Annotated in this window: 14 protein-coding genes and 1 pseudogene; 8 read left to right on the top strand and 7 right to left on the bottom strand. The window is 72.8% G+C overall.

Annotation, left to right across the window (positions count from 1 at the left end; all coding sequences use genetic code 11):
* Positions 1–19: 19 nt before the first annotated feature.
* From ACFVU9_RS16825 to ACFVU9_RS16810, 4 genes are all read right to left on the bottom strand, one after another.
* Entirely contained in the window at positions 20–1,102 is a 1,083-nt protein-coding gene (locus ACFVU9_RS16825; protein ID WP_387593958.1) for an SDR family oxidoreductase, read from the bottom strand.
* Between the two features lie 88 nt (positions 1,103–1,190).
* Positions 1,191–1,769 carry a TetR/AcrR family transcriptional regulator gene (locus ACFVU9_RS16820; protein WP_380447297.1) on the bottom strand — a complete coding sequence of 193 codons (579 nt, stop codon included), beginning with the start codon at positions 1,767–1,769 and terminating at the stop codon, positions 1,191–1,193.
* Positions 1,770–1,829: 60 nt separating this feature from the next.
* Positions 1,830–2,447, bottom strand: coding sequence for a histidine phosphatase family protein (locus ACFVU9_RS16815; protein WP_387593956.1), 618 nt, complete (start codon positions 2,445–2,447; stop codon positions 1,830–1,832).
* 720 nt (positions 2,448–3,167) lie between these two features.
* On the bottom strand, positions 3,168–4,103 hold the full coding sequence (locus tag ACFVU9_RS16810) for an oxidoreductase (RefSeq protein WP_380447301.1): 936 nt from the start codon (positions 4,101–4,103) through the stop codon (positions 3,168–3,170).
* An 85-nt stretch (positions 4,104–4,188) separates the two neighbouring features.
* Here ACFVU9_RS16810 and ACFVU9_RS16805 point away from each other — a divergent pair, with 85 nt between their 5' ends.
* From ACFVU9_RS16805 to ACFVU9_RS16790, 4 genes are all read left to right on the top strand, one after another.
* Positions 4,189–5,181: a DUF5937 family protein gene (locus ACFVU9_RS16805; protein ID WP_387593954.1), complete on the top strand. Its 993-nt coding sequence runs from the start codon at positions 4,189–4,191 to the stop codon at positions 5,179–5,181.
* Positions 5,182–5,487: 306 nt separating this feature from the next.
* Complete coding sequence (locus tag ACFVU9_RS16800) at positions 5,488–6,954, top strand: glycerophosphodiester phosphodiesterase (protein ID WP_387593953.1); 1,467 nt, start codon at positions 5,488–5,490, stop codon at positions 6,952–6,954.
* 120 nt (positions 6,955–7,074) lie between these two features.
* Complete coding sequence (locus ACFVU9_RS16795) at positions 7,075–8,361, top strand: RNA-guided endonuclease InsQ/TnpB family protein (RefSeq protein ID WP_387593952.1); 1,287 nt, start codon at positions 7,075–7,077, stop codon at positions 8,359–8,361.
* Positions 8,362–8,524: 163 nt separating this feature from the next.
* A complete protein-coding gene (locus ACFVU9_RS16790; RefSeq protein WP_387593950.1) occupies positions 8,525–9,568 on the top strand; it encodes a hypothetical protein in 1,044 nt (347 codons plus the stop codon).
* Positions 9,569–9,578: 10 nt separating this feature from the next.
* On the opposite strand, the gene ACFVU9_RS16785 is transcribed toward ACFVU9_RS16790, so the two are convergent.
* The gene (locus tag ACFVU9_RS16785) at positions 9,579–11,180 is read right to left on the bottom strand and encodes a M4 family metallopeptidase (protein WP_387593948.1); all 1,602 of its coding nucleotides are present in this window, start codon (positions 11,178–11,180) and stop codon (positions 9,579–9,581) included.
* Positions 11,181–11,451: 271 nt separating this feature from the next.
* Here ACFVU9_RS16785 and ACFVU9_RS16780 point away from each other — a divergent pair, with 271 nt between their 5' ends.
* From ACFVU9_RS16780 to efeU, 4 genes are all read left to right on the top strand, one after another.
* The gene (locus tag ACFVU9_RS16780) at positions 11,452–12,261 is read left to right on the top strand and encodes an ABC transporter ATP-binding protein (RefSeq protein ID WP_387593946.1); all 810 of its coding nucleotides are present in this window, start codon (positions 11,452–11,454) and stop codon (positions 12,259–12,261) included.
* Positions 12,262–12,438: 177 nt separating this feature from the next.
* Complete coding sequence (gene efeO, locus ACFVU9_RS16775; RefSeq protein WP_387593944.1) at positions 12,439–13,587, top strand: iron uptake system protein EfeO; 1,149 nt, start codon at positions 12,439–12,441, stop codon at positions 13,585–13,587.
* A gap of 229 nt (positions 13,588–13,816) precedes the next feature.
* Positions 13,817–15,100, top strand: coding sequence for an iron uptake transporter deferrochelatase/peroxidase subunit (efeB, locus tag ACFVU9_RS16770; RefSeq protein ID WP_387594038.1), 1,284 nt, complete (start codon positions 13,817–13,819; stop codon positions 15,098–15,100).
* Positions 15,101–15,134: 34 nt separating this feature from the next.
* Positions 15,135–15,962 (top strand): iron uptake transporter permease EfeU, encoded by an 828-nt coding sequence (efeU, locus tag ACFVU9_RS16765; RefSeq protein ID WP_380447321.1) that lies wholly within the window; start codon positions 15,135–15,137, stop codon positions 15,960–15,962.
* 323 nt (positions 15,963–16,285) lie between these two features.
* Here efeU and ACFVU9_RS16760 read toward each other — a convergent pair whose 3' ends face one another.
* Complete coding sequence (locus ACFVU9_RS16760) at positions 16,286–18,844, bottom strand: ABC transporter permease (protein ID WP_387593942.1); 2,559 nt, start codon at positions 18,842–18,844, stop codon at positions 16,286–16,288.
* Positions 18,845–18,902: 58 nt separating this feature from the next.
* Positions 18,903–18,997 (bottom strand): annotated as a pseudogene (locus ACFVU9_RS16755) (ABC transporter ATP-binding protein); the annotation flags it as partial.

Here is an 18,997-nt window from a genome sequence, read left to right as displayed (position 1 = left end):
TTGTCCGGCTGTGGGTGCTCTACTCGGCGGCTCCGGGGTCGGCTCCGGGGTCGGCTCCGAAGCCGTCGGTCACCAGGCGGGTGGCCCAGGTGCGGAGGGCGGCCCGGACGGGTGGGTGGGCGAGGCCGGTGGCGGCGGCCAACTCGTCGGCGGACGTGGTGTCGTAGCGGTCCTCGGAGAGGAAGGTGAGGGTCTCGGGGTCCGCGCCGGTGAGGGCCCGGGGGAGGGCGCGGACCACGGGGACGGGGATGAGGCCGCGCGGTGGGCGGACGCCGAGGTGGGCGGCGAGGAGGGCGATGAGGTCCGGGAGGGCCGGGGTCTCGGGGTCGAGGACGGTGTGGGCCGGCGCGGGCGCCCGGTCGTGGGCGGGGACGGCGGCGAGGAAGCGGGCCAGGTGGTCGACCGTGACCACCGGGACGAAGGTCCGTCGCGTCCCGGGGAGCAGGGGGAGGCGGCCGCGGTGGAGCTGCCGGACGAGGTGGGCGAGCCCGAGGTACTGCCCGGCCTCGCCGGTGGCCGAGTGCCCGATGGCGCTGCTCGGGTTGACGGTCGTGACGGGGATGCCCAGCCGGTCGGCCGTGACGCGCACTGCTGCGTCGCCGAGTTGCTTCGAGGCTTCGTAGGCGCCGAGCCGGGAGTAGAGGGCGGCGGTCTCGCGGGGCGTGAGCGGGTACCGGGGCCGGGGGTCGCGACCGACGCGGTAGCCGGAGAGGTGGACGTGGCGGCGCAGGTGGGGGCGGGTCGCGGACCACCGGAGCGCGTGCAGGGCACCGTCGACGTTGGCGGGCTGGGCCTCGGCGCGGGTGAGGCCGAACTCGTAGCGGGCGGCGAGGTTGTGGACGTCGCGGATCGCGGCGAGGCGGGCGTCGTCCTCGGGGGAGAGGCCGAGGCCGGGGTCCGTGAGGTCGGCGGCGACGGTGGTGAGGGTGGTGTCGACGGTGCCGTGGGCGCGCAGCCACGAGCGGAGGGCGGTGTCGCGCGGGCTGCCGGTGCCGCCGCGGACGGCGACGGCGACGGGTTCGCCGCGGGTGAGGAGTTCGAGGACCAGCCAGCGCCCGATGAAGCCGGTGGCGCCGAGGACGAAGGTGGTGGGGAGTGGCACGGCGGGACGTCCATTCTCTGTAGACCGGTCTGTATATTTTCTGGGCATGCGGGAGCACGGGAGCTCACGAGCGGCGAGGCCCGCGGAATCAGCCCTTGGCGCCGATGAGGTACTGCACGGCGTGCTGGGCGTGGTCGAGCGGTTCCCGGCTGCGCCGGACCGACGCGAGCAGCACCGCGCCCTCCATCAGGGCGAGCGCCTGCCCGGCGGCGGTCCAGGCCTCGGCGGGTCCGAACCGACCGGCCTCCAGCCGCTCGGCGAGGACCCGCTGCCAGCTCTCGTACACCGCCGAACAGACCGCGCGCAGCGGCTCGTTGGTGCCCGCGACCTCCAGTGCGACGGTGGCGATCGGGCAGCCCTTGGCATAGCCGGAGCGTTCCAGGCGGTCGGCGAAGACCTCGGTCAGGCGCCGGGTGAGCGCGCCGGCGTCGACGCCCTCGGCGGCGAGCGACCTGAGCAGGTCCTCGACCTCCCGCCCGGCCTGGACGAGGGCGGCGGCGACCAACTGGTCCTTGCCCTCGGGGAAGTGGAAGTACAGCGAACCGCGCGGCGCGCCGCTCTCGGCGACGATCTGGTTGACGCCGCTGCCGAAGTACCCCTGTGCCTCGATCAGCGCCCGCGCGCCGGCGATCAGCCGGGCGCGGGTTTCCTCACCCTTGGCTCCCATGGGGAAGAGAATAGACCGGTCTATATATTTTGCCAACGGGAGGGCGTCGGGTCGCGCGGCTCACACCCCGTACCCGGCCGGAAAGCCGGTCCAGCGAAGATCCTCGGGCAGGTGGCCGAGGTCGTTGACCAGCAGCGGCGAGGGCGGCCGCCCGGGGGCGTACCGGATGACGGTCAGCGAGGCATGGGCATGGTTGAGTCCGAGCCAACGCCACGGCGGCGCATCGAGGGCATGGCGCACGAGCCAGGCGATGAGGAAGTTGTGCGTGACGACGAGCTCGTGCCGCTCCTCGTCCCCGGGAACGGGCCCGGTGAACGCCGCCACGGCCTGCCGCGCCAGCTCGGGCCCCGACTCCTGGGGCTCGGAACGCGCGACGAAGCGGAGGAAGAGGTCGGCACTCTCGGCGGGCAACTCCGCCCGCCCGGGGACGTAGGGAACGTAGTCGCCCGCCGCGTCGCAGGCCCGGGCGGTGGCCGCGGGCAGGTGCTCGGCGATCAGCCCGGCCGTCTGCGCGGCGCGGGCCAGCGGTCCGTGGTGCACGGCAGAGATCGGCCGCCCCGCCAACCGCCGCCCGAGCAGCGCAGCCTGACGCCGCCCGACCTCCGAGAGCCCGCTCTCGTCCGGCAGCGCCTCCCCGTGCCGGACGAGGTAGAGGTAACGGGCAGCGTTTCCAGCCATGCAGGGCCTCCTGGGCACAGTGATCAACTCCCCCGAACCGACGTCCCACCCCACCCACCCGGTTCCGCACGAGGCGGAGGCGACCCACCAGGCCGCCGCGCGCATCCCCTCACGCAGGAGTCGGGCAGGCCGACTTCCTCTGCAAGGCGCCCCCTGGGCGTTCATCCGCTGGTCGTGCGCCGGGGAAGTCGGAGGGGTCGACTTCCCCGGCGGTGTCCTTACGGACTCCGGGCTGCTGCGAGCGTGTAGGAAGTCGCCTCACCCGACTCCTTGCGCGGATGTGGCGTTGGGCCAGGCGCGTGCGTAGGAAGTCGAGCGGGCCGACTTCTGGTGTTGGACGGTGGGGTGTTCCGCGCGTGGGAAGTCGCACGCGCCGACCCTGCGCGGTGTCCTTCCGGCTTCTGGGATGTGGCGGGTGCGGGACCGTGGCCCCCGATTCCTTGCGCGGCTGTGGCGTTGGCTCGGAGGTGTGCGCAGGAAGTCGGGCGGGTCGACTTTCTGCGCGAGGCGCCCGTGCGTGTTCAGCTGTTGGCGGTGCGCAGGAAGTCGGGCGGGTCGACTTCTGATGTTGGGTGCGGGGGCGACCTTCCACGCGGGGCGCTCGCCGGGGGCCGGGGGCCGGGGTGCGCAGAAAGTCGACTCGTTCGACTTCCCGTGTGGGTGAGTTGTCGGGCCGAGAGTGTGCACGGGAAGTCGGGTGGGGCGACTTCTCAGGTGGTGTCAGGCCTGGTGGGCGGTGTTCAGGAGGGTGAGGTCGTCGGGGGTCAGGTGCAGGGTGCCGGCGGCGATGTTCTCGGTGAGGTGGGTGAGGTCGCCGGTGCCGGGGATGGCCAGGACGTTGGGGGCGCGGTGGAGGGTCCAGGCCAGGCGGACCTGGGCGGTGCTCGCGCCGTGGGCCCTCGCCACGGCCTCCACCTGCGGCGGCTCGCCGGTGCTCGCGCCGGTGCCGTGCTCGCGGCCGGTGCCGGCGATGGCGTAGAACGGGACGAAGGCGATGCCCTGCTCGGTGCAGAGGCGCAGCACCTCGTCCTGTGCGGGGGCGGCGCCGATGCCGTACGGGTTCTGGACGCACACGACGGGGGCGATCTCCCGGGCCTCGGCCAGGTGGTGCGGGTGGATGTTGGAGAGGCCGAGGTGGCGGATGAGTCCGGCCCGGCGCAACTCGGCGAGGGCGCCGAAGCGTTCGGCGATGGAGTCGGTGCCGAGGACGCGCAGGTTCACCAGGTCGAGGTGGTCGCGGCCGAGCTGGCGGAGGTTCTCCTCCACCTGGGCGCGCAGGGCCTCGGGGGTGCGGGCGTGTTCGGCCCACGTGCCGTCGAGGGCGCGGGCGGGGCCGACCTTGGTGGCGATCACGAGGTCGTCGGGGTAGGGCGCGAGGGCGCGGTTGATGAGCTCGTTGGCGGAGCGCAGCGGGGAGAAGTAGAAGGCGGCGGTGTCGATGTGGTTGACGCCGAGTTCGACGGCGCGGCGCAGGACGGCGACGGCCTGGTCGCGGTCGCGCGGGACGGCGTGCGGGGTGAGGGCGGGGCCGGTCTGGGGGAGGCGCATGGCGCCGAAGCCGATCCGGTGGACGGCGCGGTCGCCGAGGGTCCAGGTGCCGGCGGCGGAGGCGTGCACGGTGGTCGGCGAGGTGTCGGGCGTCATGTGGGGAGTCATGGTCGACATGATCGAATCCGGGCTAGCCTGATCGCCAATGATTCGGGAATGTACGAATCCGATGGACGGGTACGGGAGGACGCGCATGGCCGTGGAGACGGAACTGTCGTTCACGGTGGGGGATCTGGCGAGCATGCGCTTCGCCGTCTCGCCGATGTGGGAGCTCGGGCCGAGCCTTCGCCTGCTCGCGTCCGGCCGGGCCCACCCGGTGCACCGTCCGTGGGTCGAGCAGGTGCGGCCCCGGCTCGCCGCCGTCGGGCCGTCGCGCGGCTGGCTCACCGAGATCGTGCCGCCCGCGGGATACGTGCCGGACTTCGTCAACCCCGCCCCGGCCGGCCCGGCGCCCACGCTCGCGGAGGAACTGGCCGCGATCCGGGCCACGCCGGCCGAGCGGGTACGGCGCGACCTCGACCGGTTGCGGGAGTACGGCGACGGCCTCGGCCCCCGGCTGCGCGCCCTGTACGCCGACCCGCCGGCCGGCCTCGCGCGGCTCACGGAGGCGTTCGAGGCGTACTGGAAGGTCGCGCTCGCGCCGTACTGGGCGCGCGTCCGCGCCGCGCTGGACGCGGACGTCCTGCACCGCGCCCGGCAGGTGGCCGAGCACGGTGCGGCGCGGGTGCTCAACGACCTGCACGCCGAGGTCCGCTGGTCGCGGGACACGCTCCGGCTGGAGCGCCGCCCGAAGCCGCTGGACCGCCGGACGTCCGGGGCGGGCCTCCTGCTGATCCCCTCGGCCTTCACCGGACCGGGCCCGCTGATGCGGGTCGCGCCGCCGGACCCGCCGCAGCTCGCGTACCCGGCGCGCGGCATCGGCAGCTTGTGGGCCGCCCGGCCCGCCGCGCCGAACGCGGCCCTCGCCGCCGTCCTCGGCCGTTCCCGCGCGCTCCTGCTCGTCGAACTGGACGCCCCGGCGTCGACCACCGACCTCGCCCGGCGTACGGGCCTGTCGCCCGCGGCCGTCTCGCAGTACCTGACGGCCCTCCGCGACGCCCACCTGGTGAGCGCCCACCGCGCGGGCCGCTCGGTGCTGTACGCCCGCACGGCCTCGGCGGAGGCGGTCCTGGCGCCACTGACGTGAGGCGGAGGTGGTCGGGTGGGTGGCGAAGCGGTGTCCGGGTGGGCGGCGCGAGGCCCGGGCGAGGCCGGGGTGGCTGCGTGGCCGAAGGTCGGCGCCGAGTCGTGGGTGCCGCATCCCGATGTGGTTCCCGGGCGACGTCGGGGGTGAGTCGTGCCCGACCCGTCCGGTCCGGCGAACCGAGGGGCTCGACGCCAGGGGTGGAGAGCGGGTGGAATGCCTGCGAAAAACCTACGAAAAGCCCAATCGTCACGGCAGGTTCCCCGTTTCTTCGGGGCGCATTCGCCGGCCGCGCGTAGCGTGCTGTACATGACACCACGTCGGCAAGCCGCCGCCCGCCGCCGACGGACCGGCCTCGTCGGCGCGCTGGTCGCGGCGGCCCTCGGGCTCGGGACCGTCGCCCTGACCGCCCCGGCTGCGCCGGCCGTGCCGACGAGCAGCACGGGAAGCACGAGCAGCCCCGGCGACGTCGTCGTCGACGAGAGCTTCGCCGGCCCCGGCCTCCCCGCCGGGTGGAACCCCGTCGAGGGCGACTGGCGCGTCGAGAACGGCCGTCTGGTCGGCAGCTCCGCCGACGGGGCGCGGCAGAGCCGGATCACCTTCGGCCGCCACCTGGACGACTTCCGGCTGGAGGCCACCGCCCGCTTCGAGACCGTCCAGGACGCCACCCGCTGGACGGCCCTCGGCCTGGACGTCCCCGCCGCCGGTACGACGCCGTGGTCGATCGCCACCGTCCGCTCCGGCAGCACGGCCGGCAACGGGCTGGAGTTCGCCCGGCGCACCACCGGCGACACGTGGAACGTCACCGACACCGCCGCCGCACCGTCCGCCGCCACCACCGGCCGGGACGTGCGGATCGCCGTCGAGGTGCACGGCACCAGCGCCCGCTGGATCTTCGAGGGCCGCGAGGCGCTGCGCACCACCCGGCTGGCCCGCAGTGCGGACGGCGGCCAGGCGCTGCTGGTGAACGGCGCGCGGGTGTCGTTCGCGGCGGTGAAGGTGACGGCGCTCGCGCCGAACGCGTGGATCCGTCCGGCCGGGACGCCGGTGGCGGTGTTCGCGCACCGCGGCGGGTCGTCCGCGGCGCCGGAGAACACGCTCGTCTCGGACGAGGTCGCCCGCCGGGCCGGCGCCCAGTGGATCGAGAACGACGTCCAGCCGAGCAGGGACGGCGTCCCGTACGTCCTGCACGACGACACCGTGGACCGCACGACGAACGGCACTGGCCGCGTCCGCGACCTGACGGCCGCCCAACTGGACGCGCTCGACGCCGGCTCCTGGTTCGCCCCGGCCTACGCGGGCACCCGGCTGCCGACGCTCGCCGCCCAGCTGGAGGACCTGCGCACCCGCGGCGGCAACCTGCTCCTGGAGATCAAGGGGCCGCACACCCGCGACGAGGTCGCCCGGATCGTCAAGGAGGTCCGCGACCACGGCATGACCGGCCGGGTCTTCGTGCAGAGCTTCCAGGTGGACGCCCTGCGCTACGCCCGCGAGCTCGCGCCCGAGCTGCCCCTCGGCCTGCTGCGCTCCGAGCTCGACCCCGATCCCGTCGCCACCGCGCGCGACCTCGGGCTCACCGCCTACAACCCGTCGGACGACGCCCTCGCCGCGCGCCCCGGAGTGGTCAAGGACCTGCACGCCGCCGGCGTCGCCGTGAACGTCTGGACGGTCGACTCGCCGGCCCGCTGGAAGGCGCTGGAGGAGGCCGGGGTGGACGGCATCATCACCAACCGCCCGGCGGAGCTGGCCGGTTGGAATGCGGCCTGGCGAAGTTGACCAGCAGGTAGGCGTGATCGGTTACAAGAACGACGTGAATGTGTAGCAGAACGCATTTCTACTACCAGTTCAGATCTTCTGATTGACAGTCGTAAATGCGCTTTGCATACGGTGATCTCCGTGAAGGCTGACACGGGGCGTCGGTACCGGCTGTACCCCACCGCGGGGCAGGAGGAGGTCCTGACCCGGTGGGGGCACACCTGCCGTGCCCTGTGGAACGTGGCCCTGGAACAGCGCCGCTACCTTTGGCGGCAGCGCAGGATCACCCTGATGGGATCCGCACAGTGCCGTGAACTCGCCATCGCCCGTTCCGAGCTGGACTGGATGGCAGATCTGCCGTCCGAGTGCGGTCAGCGGGTGCTGGCGAACCTGGACGCGGCCTACCTGAACTTCTGGAACCCCGACCATCCGGCTGGATTCCCCGCGCGGAAGAAGCGCGGGCATCGGATGGGCATTCCGTTCAAGGGCCGGTACATCGAGGTTCGCAAGCTCAGCCGACATTGGGCCGAGGTCAGGCTCCCGAAGCTCGGATGGGTCCGCTTCCGGCTCTCCCGCGCCGTGGGCGGCACGATTCGCAATGCCACCGTGTCGCGGGACGGGACTGGATGGCACGTCTCCTTCGGCGTTCACACAGGCCGGATCCCTGACGCGTCGAACGGCAGGCCAGGATGTGGGGTGGACTTCGGGGTCGCGGCTTCGGCGTTCGTCTCCACCGAGACCGAGCCCCGCCTCATGCCACCCACCCTCAACAAGGCCGAACAGGCCCGTCTCACACGCCTGGAGCGAAAGAAGGCCCGCCAGCTCACCCACGCCAAGAGGCACAATGGAGGCCGGTACTCCAACCGGCTGCGCCGCACCATGGCCCAGATCGCCAGGCTCAAGACCCGGCAGGCCAATCGCCGACTGGACTTCACGCACAAGCTCACCACCGACCTTGCCCAAAACCACGGCTTCGTCGGTATCGAGGACCTGCGCGTGAAGAACATGACCAAGAGCGCCAAGGGCACTCTGGACGCCCCCGGGAAGAACGTCGCCCGAAAGTCCGGCCTGAACCGGTCGATTTTGGACAACGCGCCCGGCGAACGCAGACGGCAACTGGAGTACAAGTGCCGGCTGTACGGCTCCCGGCTGATTCCTGTTCCGGCGTTCCACACCTCCCAGACCTGCGGCAACCCCGCATGTGGGAAGGTCGATCCCACCAGTCGCCCCGGCTGCGGCCGACTGTTCCGCTGCGTGCATTGCGGCTGGGAGGACGACGCCGACCACAACGCCTCGGTCGAGATCGAGGCCCGAGCCCGCCGGACGGGCGGCTCGGTCACCAACAGCACGCGCAGCGCCAAACCGGCGCGAGTCCCGGCCCCACGCCGGAGGCGGACGCGTGAAGCCCTACCGGCCACCCAAAGGTAGCCGAAGGGAATCGCCTCCTCCCGGGGGCGAGGATCGTCCCAACTACGGCCGCTACTACGGCGAGGCGATCGAGGACATCGCGGCCTTCCTCGCGGGCGACCCGATCCGCCGGCTCGGCTGAGCCCTCCACGGGATCGGGCCCGGTCCGCCGCATACTGGGCGCGTGACCAGCCAGGACGACATGCAGACGGCGGGCCGGCGCGGGGTGCTGCGGGCGGGCGCGGCGGCGCTGCTGCTCGGCGCCGCCGGGTGCGGGAGCGGGAGCAGGCAACCGGTGGCGGCGCCGAGTTCGACGACCGCGAGCCCCGCCCCAGCGGCGAGCCCGAGCCCGAGCCCGACTCCGACGGCGAGCCCGAGCCCCAGCCCCAGCCAGACCCCCCTCCCCAACCCGCCGCTCTGGCAGCCCGGCCCGTCCGAGGTGCAGCCCGACGTCAAGCGCCGCGCCGTCGAGCTGGTCGCCGCGCTCGGGGCGTGGCCGCCCGGCGGGCAGGGGGCGGAGGCGGCGCGGGCCCGGGTGGCGGCGCTCGGGCTGCCACCGGCCCTCGCGGACGCGGCCGGGCCGCTCGCCCCCGCCGCGCCGGAGGCGAGCCTGGAGGTGATCGACGCCCAGTACGGCGGGATCCTGGCCGACTCGGCGAGCGTGCTCGTCGTCTGCCGCCAGTGGACCCGGCAGCCGGACGGCTCGGCCGCCGAGGGCGGCGTCACGGTGGACGTCCGCCTGAGCCGTGCCGAGCCGCGCTGGACCGTCACCGACCTGCACCCGGGCGTGCCGGGCCCGCCCGCCGAGCCGCCGCCCGCGGCGCTGGCGAAGGTGCTGGCGCAGCCGCGGATCGAGCTGCCGCCGGAGGCGCTCGCCGATCTGCGCAGCGGGAGCGTCCACGACAGCGTGATGAACGCGATGCTGGGCCTGGCCGGCACCTACGCGCTGTCGGTGAGCGTCGTGCGCACCGGCCACCCGCTGGACGTCTTCGGCACGACCCGGCCCAGCGACCATCCGCTGGGCCGGGCCTTCGACGTCTGGCGGATCGACGGGCACCCGGTGGTGGACCCGGCGACGCCGCGGCAGCTGATCGAGTCCTTCATGCGGGCCGCGGCCGCCGCCGGTTCGTACAACGTGGGCGGGCCGATCGCGATCCCGGGGGCCGGCAACCAGTTCTTCACCGACGACACCCACCACGACCACGTCCACGTCGGGTTCACCGCCTGAGCGGCGGCCGTCAGTTGACCTTGACCGCGCTCCACGCCGCCGCGACGGCCTTGTACTCGGCGCTGTTGAGCCCGTACAGGTCGCTCGCGGCGTTGAGCGAGGCGGTGCGCGCGCCCTTGTAGTTGGTGGTGGACGTCATGTAGACGGTCAGCGCGCGGTACCAGATCTTGGCGATCTTCTGGTTGCCGACGCCGGTCACCTTGGAGCCGTTGCAGGTGGGGCTGTTGTACGCGACGCCGTTGATGGTCTTGCTGCCGCTGCCCTCACTGGCCAGGTAGAACCAGTGGTTGCCGACGCCGGAGGAGTAGTGGACGTTGAGCTTGCCGACGGTGGCGCTCCAGCAGTCCGCCGACTTGCCGTCCAGCGAGGGCTTGTCGAAGCGGCGCAGCCACGGCGGGGTGGACTGGTCGCTGAACAGGTAGTCGGGGGTGTCGACCTTGTTGTTGGCGAACCACTCGACCATGGTGCCGAAGATGTCGCTGGTGGACTCGTTGAGGCCGCCGGATTCCCCGCTGTAGCGGAGGTTGGCGGTGGCGCTGGTGACGCCGTGGGTCATCTCGTGGCCCATGGTGTCGAGGTCGACCTGCTCGGGGTCGCTGGTGCCGTTGCCGTCGCCGGTCATCATGCAGAAGCAGTCGTCGGACCACTGGGCGTTGTCCCAGTTGGTGCCGACGTGGACGAAGACGGTGGCGCCCTTGCCGTCGTTCTTGATGCCGTTCCGGCCGAAGGTCTTCTTGTAGTAGTCGTACGTCCAGGCGGTGTTGGCGTGGGCGTCGACGGCCGCGGTGGAGCGGTCGGTGGAGAACTTCTTGCCGTCGCCCCACACGTTCGTGCTGCTGGTGAACGGCGTGCCGGAGGCCGCGGTGATGGCGTCGGCGGAGGCGTTGCCGGCGTCCTTGGTGACGTGGCCGCGCACGGGGTCCGCCAGGGTGTAGCCGCCGCCGGCGGCCGGGGTGGTGTCGACGGTGACGTCGCCGGTGTACTCGGAGTGGCCGGTGCCGGAGGCCTGGTGCTCCTTGTCGTAGGCCTCGATCTCGTCGCCGGTGGTGGCGTCGGTGACGACGACCCGGCCGGCGGGCTGGCCGTGCTCGCCGGTGCCGGCGACGGTGGTGCGCCAGGCGAGGCGGGGCGTGCCGTCGGCGGCCCAGACGACCAGTTCGGGCGTGCCGACGGCGTCGTGGACGCCCGGGGCGGAGGCGATCGCCTTGCCGGCGGTGGCCTGCGGGGCCACGGCCGGGGAGGTGGACGCCACGGCGGGGTCGTGGGCGGCGGCGCGGGTGGAGTCCTTGAGGCGGCCGCGGGCGTCCTGGTGGACGACGAGGTCGCCGCCGACGACGGGCAGGCCCTGGTAGGTGCGGTCGAAGCGGACGTGTGACGAGCCGTCGGCGTCCAGGACGACGTCCTTGAGCACGAGGTCCTGGCCGTCGCCGAACCCGAACACCCCGGCGTTGCGGGCCACGTTGGCGCGGGCCTGGGCGACCGCGGCGTCCCGTCCGGCGGGCGCGGCGGAGGCGGTGCCGGCGGGGACGGTGACGGCGACGAGGGCGGCGATGACGGCGGTGGCACCGGCTATGCGGGCACGACGGGACGCCGACGAGGAGGTGGGGCTCACTCTGACTCCAGTGGGGTGGTGACAGGGAAACGCGCGTGGCAGGGGACGCGCGTGGTTGGGGAAACGCGCGGTAAAGCTCGGGCGAAGTACGGCCCGCGAACAGCTGTGACCGAGATTGACGGTGATCGGTCATGAATGGCCAGGGGAATGGTCATATCTTTGCCAAGTTGTGTCCTGTGCAGATCAATCCAGACCGGGTCTGACCAGGGGTGAAGATCCAGCATGTGAACGGTTCATGACGGTCTGTTCGGGATGGTTGTACCGTGCACGCATGACATCGCCCGCCCCCCTGCTGCGCACCCGGGACGTGGACGTCGTCCGCGACGGCCGCCACCTCCTGCGCGGGATCTCCCTGACCATCCGGCCCGGCGAGCACTGGGCGCTGCTCGGCCCCAACGGCGCCGGGAAGTCCACGCTGCTCGCCCTCCTCGGGGCGGTCTCCCACCCGACCCGGGGCGAGGTGGACGTGCTCGGCCGCCGGCTCGGGCGGGTCGACGTCCGCGAACTGCGCGCCCACCTCGGGCACGTCAATCCGCGCCACCCGCTGCGCTCGCCGCTGACCGTGCGGGAGGTGGTGCTCACCGGGGCCACCAACACCATCGAGCCGGAGTGGCACCGCAAGCCCGCCCCCGGGGCGGTCGAGCGGACGGAGCTCCTGATCGAGACCCTCGGCATGACGGCCATGGCCGGGGCCCCGTGGACGACGCTCTCCCAGGGCGAGCGCGGCCGGGCGCTGATCGCCCGCGCGCTGATGCCGAGCCCCCGCCTTCTCCTGCTCGACGAGCCGGCCACCGGGCTCGACCTGACCGCCCGCGAGCTCCTGCTCGACAGCCTCGACCTGCTGCGCCACCAGCACCCCGACCTCGCCAGCGTGCTGGTCACCCACCACCTGGAGGAGCTGCCGGAGACGACGACCCACGCCCTCCTGCTGCGGGAGGGCGAGTGCGTGGCGGCCGGGCCGGTCGACGAGGTGATGACGACCGAACTGATCAGCGCGACCTTCGGCCACCCGATCCGGATCACCCGCCACGAGGGCCGCTGGACCGCCCGCGCCGCGGCCCGCCGCACCCCGGGGAGCTGAGCGCTGCTCTGACGAAGCGCCGCTCTTCAGGAGGCCGGAGGCGACGGACTCAGGGGGGTGGGTATCGCCGGTAAGGAAATCTTACGTAAGGTATGCCTTAGCTAATCACGAGGCGCCGACCCGGTCGGCGCCTCGCCACGCCCTGGCACACCCATGCCCTTTTCCGTTGGAGCCGTCATGCCCGCCCGTCGTCGTACGACCGCAGCCGCGCTGCTCACTCTCGCCGTCGCGACCGCGACGCTGGCCGGCTGCGCGGACAAGAAGGACGACAAGGCCGGTGGCGCCGACGCGGTGAAGATCAACGCCACTGACTCCGCGTGCGAGGTCTCGAAGACCTCCTTCCCGGCCGGCCACGTCGTCCTGGACATCAGCAACAAGGGCTCGAAGACCACCGAGGTCTACGTCTACGCCGAGGGCGACAAGATCGTCACCGAGCGCGAGAACATCGGCCCCGGCACCAAGGCGACCATCAACGCCGAGATCAAGGCCGGCTCGTACGAGATCGCCTGCAAGCCCGGCATGGTCGGCGACGGCATCCGGCAGAAGATCACGGTGACCGGCGAGGGCGCCGCCACCGCCTCCGCGGACCCGCGCCTGGCCGCCGCCGTCGACGCCTACCGCAGGTACGCGCAGGAGCAGGCCGACGCCACCATCCCGGCGGTCGAGGCCTTCGCCGCCGCGATCAAGGCGGGCGACGTGGAGAAGGCCAAGTCCCTCTACGCCCCCTCGCGCACCGGCTGGGAGCGCACCGAGCCGGTCGCCGAGAGCTTCGGCGACGTCGACCCGAAGACCGACACCCGCGAGGACAAGGTCGAGGCCGGCAAGCCGTGGACCGGCTGGCACCGCCTGGAGAAGTCCCTCTGGGCCGACGGGAAGATCGGCGACGACGAGAAGCAGCTCGCCGACCAGCTCGTGGGCGACCTGTTGGACTGGCAGAAGAAGATCCCCGAGGCGGAGATCACCGCGACCAGCATGGCCAACGGCGCCAAGGAGCTGCTGGACGAGGTCGCCACCAACAAGATCACCGGCGAGGAGGACCGCTACAGCCACACCGACCTGGCGGACTTCAACGCCAACGTCGAGGGCGCGCAGAAGGCGTACGAGCTGCTGAAGCCGGTCGCCGCCGAGAAGAACCCCGACCTCGCGAAGACCCTGGACTCCGAGTTCGCCTCGATCCAGGCCCTGCTCGCCAAGTACAAGCAGGCCGACGGCACGTTCACGTCCTACGACAAGGTTGCCGAGGCCGAGCGCAAGACCTTCTCCGACGCCGTCAACTCGCTGGGCGAGCCGCTGTCGAAGCTGGCCGCCGCCGTGGTCGTCAAGTAGCCGACCGCGCCGTGGCCGGCGCGTGACCGGCCGCGCGGTGGCCGTCGACCGACCGGCCACGCGGTGGTCGGCGAGCCGCCGACCATCCGGTGGTCGTCAAGTCGCCGACCCCCAGCCCGTATTCACCACACCCCACGGCCGCCGTGGCGGCCCCGTCCGGTCGTGACGGCAGCCGTGGGACCCAGCAGCACAGAGAAGGGCCCGCCCGCCGATGGACGCCGAGAACCCGATGGACCGCACGGACACGGCCGCTGCCGACGCCGACCCCCGCAGCGCGGTCAGCCGCCGCGCCGTCATCGGCTGGGCCGGGGCGGGCGTCGCGCTCGGCGCCGCCGCCGTCGGTTCGGTCGCCGCCGCCACCCGGCAGGACGACCCCGCACCGGCGCCCGCCGCGGCCCCGGGCGCCGAGGTGCCCTTCTACGGCGACCACCAGGCCGGCATCGCCACCCCCGTCCAGGACCGGCTGCACTTCGCCGCGTTCGACGTCTCCGAGAAGGCCACCCGCGATTCGCTGGTCAAGCTGCTCAAGGAGTGGACGAAGGCCGCCGCGGCCATGACCGGCGGCCGCGAGGTCGGCACCGGCGCCGCCAGCGGCCTGCCCGAGGCGCCGCCGGACGACACCGGCGAGGCCCTCGGCCTGCCCGCCTCCCGGCTCACTCTGACGATCGGCTTCGGCCCGAGCCTGTTCGAGAAGGACGGCGTCGACCGCTTCGGCCTCAAGACCAGGCGCCCCGAGGCCCTGATCGAGCTGCCGAACTTCAAGGGCGACAAGCTCGACCCGCTGCGCAGCGGCGGCGACCTCTGCGTCCAGGCCTGCGCCGACGACCCGCAGGTCGCCGTGCACGCGATCCGCAACCTCGCCCGGATCGGGATGGGGACGGTGAGCATCCGCTGGTCGCAGCTCGGCTTCGGCAAGACCTCCTCCACCACGCCGGACCAGCAGACCCCCCGCAACCTCCTGGGCTTCAAGGACGGCACCCACAACATCGCGGGCACCGACACCGCCCGGCTGGCCGACCACGTGTGGGCGGCCCCCGGCGACGGCCCGGACTGGATGACCGGCGGCTCCTACCTGGTCGCCCGGCGGATCCGGATGCACATCGAGACGTGGGACCGCACCTCGCTCAAGGAGCAGGAGGACGTCTTCGGCCGCACGAAGGGCGAGGGCGCCCCCTACGGCAAGGCCCGGGAGCACGACGACCCGGACCTCAAGGCGATGCCGGCCGACTCGCACGTCGCCCTGGCCCACCCCGACGCCAACAGCGGGCTGATGATCCTGCGCCGCGGCTTCTCCTTCACCGACGGCACCGACGGCCTCGGCCGCCTGGACGCGGGCCTGTTCTTCCTGGCCTACCAGCGCGACAGCCGCAAGGCGTTCGTGCCGCTCCAGCAGCGCCTCGCGGCGAGCGACAAGCTCAACGAGTACATCCAGCACGTCGGTTCCGCGCACTTCGCCTGCCCGGCGGGCGTCCGCAAGCCGGGGGAGTGGTGGGGCCAGGCCCTGTTCGGCTGATCCCGCATACCCCTATCACCCCGAGGAGTCAGCCGTGTTCGGCAACTACCTGATCGGCCTGCGCGAAGGCCTCGAAGCCAGCCTGGTCGTCTGCATCCTGATCGCCTACCTGGTCAAGACCGACCGCCGGGACAAGCTGCCGCCGGTGTGGCTCGGCGTCGGCTCGGCGGTCGTGCTCAGCATGGCGTTCGGCGCGGTGCTCCAGTTCGGCTCCTCGCAGCTCACCTTCGAGGCCCAGGAGGCGCTCGGCGGCAGCCTGTCGATCGTCTCGGTCGGCCTGGTGACCTGGATGGTCTTCTGGATGCGGCGCACCGCCCGGCACCTGAAGACCGAGCTGCACGGCAAGCTGGACGCGGCGATCGCGATGGGCACCACGGCGCTCGTCGTCACGGCCTTCCTCGCGGTCGGCCGCGAGGGCCTGGAGACGGCGCTGTTCATCTGGTCGGCCGTGCAGGCCACCGACGACGGGTGGAACCCGCTGGCCGGCGCCGCGCTCGGCCTGCTGACCGCCGTCGTGCTGGGCTGGCTGTTCTACCGCGGCGCGCTGCGGATCAACCTGGCGAAGTTCTTCACCTGGACCGGCGCGATGCTCGTCGTCGTCGCGGCCGGCGTGCTCGCGTACGGCGTGCACGACCTCCAGGAGGCGGGCTGGCTGCCGGGCCTGCACAGCCTGGCCTTCGACATCAGCAGCACGATCCCGAAGGACAGCTGGTACGGCACGCTGCTGAAGGGCGTGTTCAACTTCCAGCCGGACCCGACGGTCCTCCAGCTGGTGGTCTGGCTCGGCTACCTCCTCCCGACGCTGGCCGTGTTTTTCGGCCTGTTCGGCGGGAAGGCGACCCGCAAGCCCGTCGCCGCCTGACCCGCCCGTTCTCCTCGACCGGCCCCGCACGGCAATCCGCCGCCGTGCGGGGCCGGTTCGGTTCTGCTGCCGGCGCCACGTTCGTGCCGACGGGTGGACCGCATCACCGTCCGGCCTCCGGCTCACCCCGCCGGACGAGACCGGGCCGCCGATCGCCGACGTGGACGGCGTCAACGTCCGGCACGTCGTCCGACTCCTCGTCCCGTCGGCCGGGTTCACCACCGGGTCGCCGCAACCCTCGCACCAGGGTGTGGGTTCACCGGGCCGTGCAACGACGAGGGGCCCCGCACCGATGGTGCGGGGCCCCTCGTGGCCGGGGGCTTCTACTCGCTCTTGATCGCGCCCAGGATGTCCGTCCGGGCGGCCCGGCGGGCCGGCCAGAGGGCGGCCAGCAGGCCGATCAGGGCGGCCGCGACCAGGAAGCCGAGGATCTGCAGCGGCGGCACCACGGTCGACATGCCCTTGAACGTGTCGCCGAGCGTCTTGAGGCCCGCCCAGGCGACCACGATCCCGAGGACCACGCCGACCACGCCGCCGAACAGCGCGATCAGCAGCGACTCCAGCCGGATCATCCGGCCGACGCCGCGCCGGTCGAGGCCGATCGCCCGCAGCATGCCGATCTCCCGGCGGCGCTCGAAGACCGACATCGCCATGGTGTTGACCACGCCGAGCACCGCGATGACGACGGCCATGCCGAGCAGGCCGTAGAGGACGCTCAGGAGGTCCGTGATCATGCGACGGTTCTCCTTCTTCACGTCCGCCTCGCCCTTGACCTCGATCAGCGGGTTGCCGCCGGTCGCGTCGCGCAGCGCCTGCTTGAGCTTCGCGTCCGCGCCATCGGCACCCTTGACCAGGACCTTGTCCGGGCCGGTGCCCGGCTGGGCGTGCGGGCCGACGACGGCCTCGGGGGCGACGACCCCGGCCAGCACGGAGTTGGCCTCCATGACGCCGCCGACGGTGAGCGAGCCCTTGGCGCCGTCCGGGTAGGTGACGCTGAGGACGTCGCCGACCTTGTGGCCGGCGGTCTCCGAGCGGCCCGAACTCACCAGCAGCTTGCCCTGCTTGAGGGCGTCCGCCGAACCGTCCTTGACCTTGACCGTGACCAGCTGGTCGAGGGTGTTCGCGTCGACCGCCGTCAGCCACTCGCTGTCGTCCGTGCCGGTCTCCACCGGAACGGTCCGGGTGCCGCTCACCGCGGTGACGCCGGGCGCCTTGGCGATCTGCGGGACGACGTCGGGGGAGAGCATCGAGTAGTTCGCCATGGCGACCGTGTAGTCGGCCTTGGAGTCGCTCGCGGTGGCGTCGTCCACGGCCTTGTTCACCGAGGCGCCGACCACCGTCAGCGCGGTGATCAGCATGACGCCGATGGTCAGCGCCGAGGCGGTGGCGGCGGTGCGGCGCGGGTTGCGGACCGCGTTCTCCCTGGCGAGCCGGCCCGGCGTGCCGTACACGGCGCGCAGCAGCGGGGCGAACAGGGTGATCAGCGGCCGGGCCAGCAGCGGGGTGAGGACGAACACGCCGATCATCAGCACGGCCGCGCCGAGGCCGACCAGGCCGACCGTCTTGCCGATGGCACCGAGCGCCAGGGCGGCCGCGCCGATGCCCGTGAGGACCAGGCCGATCACGTTGCGGAGCAGCAGGCTCTTCTGGGTGGCCGGCTGCTCGACCGAGCTCATCGCCGCGATCGGGGCGATCCGCGCGGCGCGGATGGCGGGCAGCAGGGCCGACAGCACGGTCACCAGGACGCCGACGAGGATCGCAGTGACCACCGTGCCCGGTGCGACCACCAGCGGGCCGTCCGGCAGGTTGGCCTCCATCGGGCCGTTGAGCAGCGAGCGCAGCCCGGCCGCGATGCCGACACCGGCGGCCAGACCGGCCACCGAGGCGGTCAGGCCGACCAGGAACGCCTCGATCAGGACGGAGCGGGTGACCTGCCGGCGGCCGGCGCCGATCGCGCGGAGCAGCGCGAGCTCCTTGGTGCGCTGGGCGATCAGCATGGTGAAGGTGTTGGCGATGATGAAGATGCCGACGAACAGCGCGATGCCGGCGAAGACCAGCAGCGCCTTGCTCATGCCCTTGGTGCCGGCTTCGATCATCTTGTCCTGCTCGTCGGCGAGCGCGCGGCCGGTCTTGGCCTCGAATTCGCCGCCCTGCGGCAGGGCCTGCCGGACGGCGGCGAGCAGCGCGTCGTCGTCCGTGCCCGGCTTGGCCTTCACGTCGAGCTCGGCGAAGTGGCCCGGGCTCAGGTAGAGCTGCTGGGCGGTGGCGGTGTCGAAGGCGGCGAGCGAGCCGCCGGAGACGACGCGCGGGTCGTTGGTGTGCAGGGTGCCGGTGAGCTTCAGCTCCATGACCGGCCCGTTGACGGCCACCCGGACGGTGTCGCCGACCTGGTAGCCGCCCTTCTCGGCGGTCTTGGCGTCGAGGGCGATCTCGGTGGCGTTCTTCGGGCCGCGGCCCTCGACCAGCGGGTAGCGCGGGTCGGTGCCGTCGGCGCCGGGCACGAAGTTGGTGCCGGTGGTCGAGAAGCCGTCGCCGACCAGCGCGCCCTTCTTGTCGGCGATGCCGGCGAAGCCGCTGACGATGCCGCGGGCGTCGGCGGTGCCGGGCAGGGCCGCGACGGCCTTGCGGGTCTCCTCGGTGAGCGGCGCGTTCGTGGCGGACTTGCCGCCGTGGTCGTAGCCGCGGCCGACGGCGCCCCGGTCGGAGACGGTGACGGCGATGTCGGTGTAGCTCTTGGCGTTCTGCGACCTGAGGGCGTTGCCGAGGGTGTCGGTGAAGACGAGCGTGCCGGCGACGAAGGCGGTGCCCAGCATGACGGCGAGGACCGTCATCAGCAGGCGGGCCTTGTGGGCCAGCACGTTGCGCAGTGCGGTGCGGTACATGGGGGAGAGTCAGTCCTGGTGGGTTAGGGGGCGTCGGCGCAGCGGTGTTCGTGCGGCCTCAGCTGGTGCGGCCCTTGGCGTCGAAGCGGCGCATGCGGTCCAGGACGGTGTCGGCGGTGGGGTTGTGGAGTTCGTCGACGATGCGGCCGTCGG

Source organism: Kitasatospora sp. NPDC057936 (assembly GCF_042887525.1).
Taxonomy (GTDB): domain Bacteria; phylum Actinomycetota; class Actinomycetes; order Streptomycetales; family Streptomycetaceae; genus Kitasatospora.
This window is presented reverse-complemented; position numbering and strand designations above follow the sequence as displayed.

What these genes read in the sequence shown, in the direction of transcription:
- ACFVU9_RS16820 (WP_380447297.1), bottom strand. Translation starts at nt 1,769, where the DNA reads ATGGGAGCCAAGGGTGAGGAAACCCGCGCCCGGCTGATCGCCGGCGCG.
- ACFVU9_RS16815 (WP_387593956.1), bottom strand. Translation starts at nt 2,447, where the DNA reads ATGGCTGGAAACGCTGCCCGTTACCTCTACCTCGTCCGGCACGGGGAG.
- ACFVU9_RS16810 (WP_380447301.1), bottom strand. Translation starts at nt 4,103, where the DNA reads ATGACTCCCCACATGACGCCCGACACCTCGCCGACCACCGTGCACGCC.
- ACFVU9_RS16805 (WP_387593954.1), top strand. Translation starts at nt 4,189, where the DNA reads ATGGCCGTGGAGACGGAACTGTCGTTCACGGTGGGGGATCTGGCGAGC.
- ACFVU9_RS16800 (WP_387593953.1), top strand. Translation starts at nt 5,488, where the DNA reads ATGACACCACGTCGGCAAGCCGCCGCCCGCCGCCGACGGACCGGCCTC.
- ACFVU9_RS16780 (WP_387593946.1), top strand. Translation starts at nt 11,452, where the DNA reads ATGACATCGCCCGCCCCCCTGCTGCGCACCCGGGACGTGGACGTCGTC.
- efeO (WP_387593944.1), top strand. Translation starts at nt 12,439, where the DNA reads ATGCCCGCCCGTCGTCGTACGACCGCAGCCGCGCTGCTCACTCTCGCC.
- efeB (WP_387594038.1), top strand. Translation starts at nt 13,817, where the DNA reads ATGGACCGCACGGACACGGCCGCTGCCGACGCCGACCCCCGCAGCGCG.
- ACFVU9_RS16760 (WP_387593942.1), bottom strand. Translation starts at nt 18,844, where the DNA reads ATGTACCGCACCGCACTGCGCAACGTGCTGGCCCACAAGGCCCGCCTG.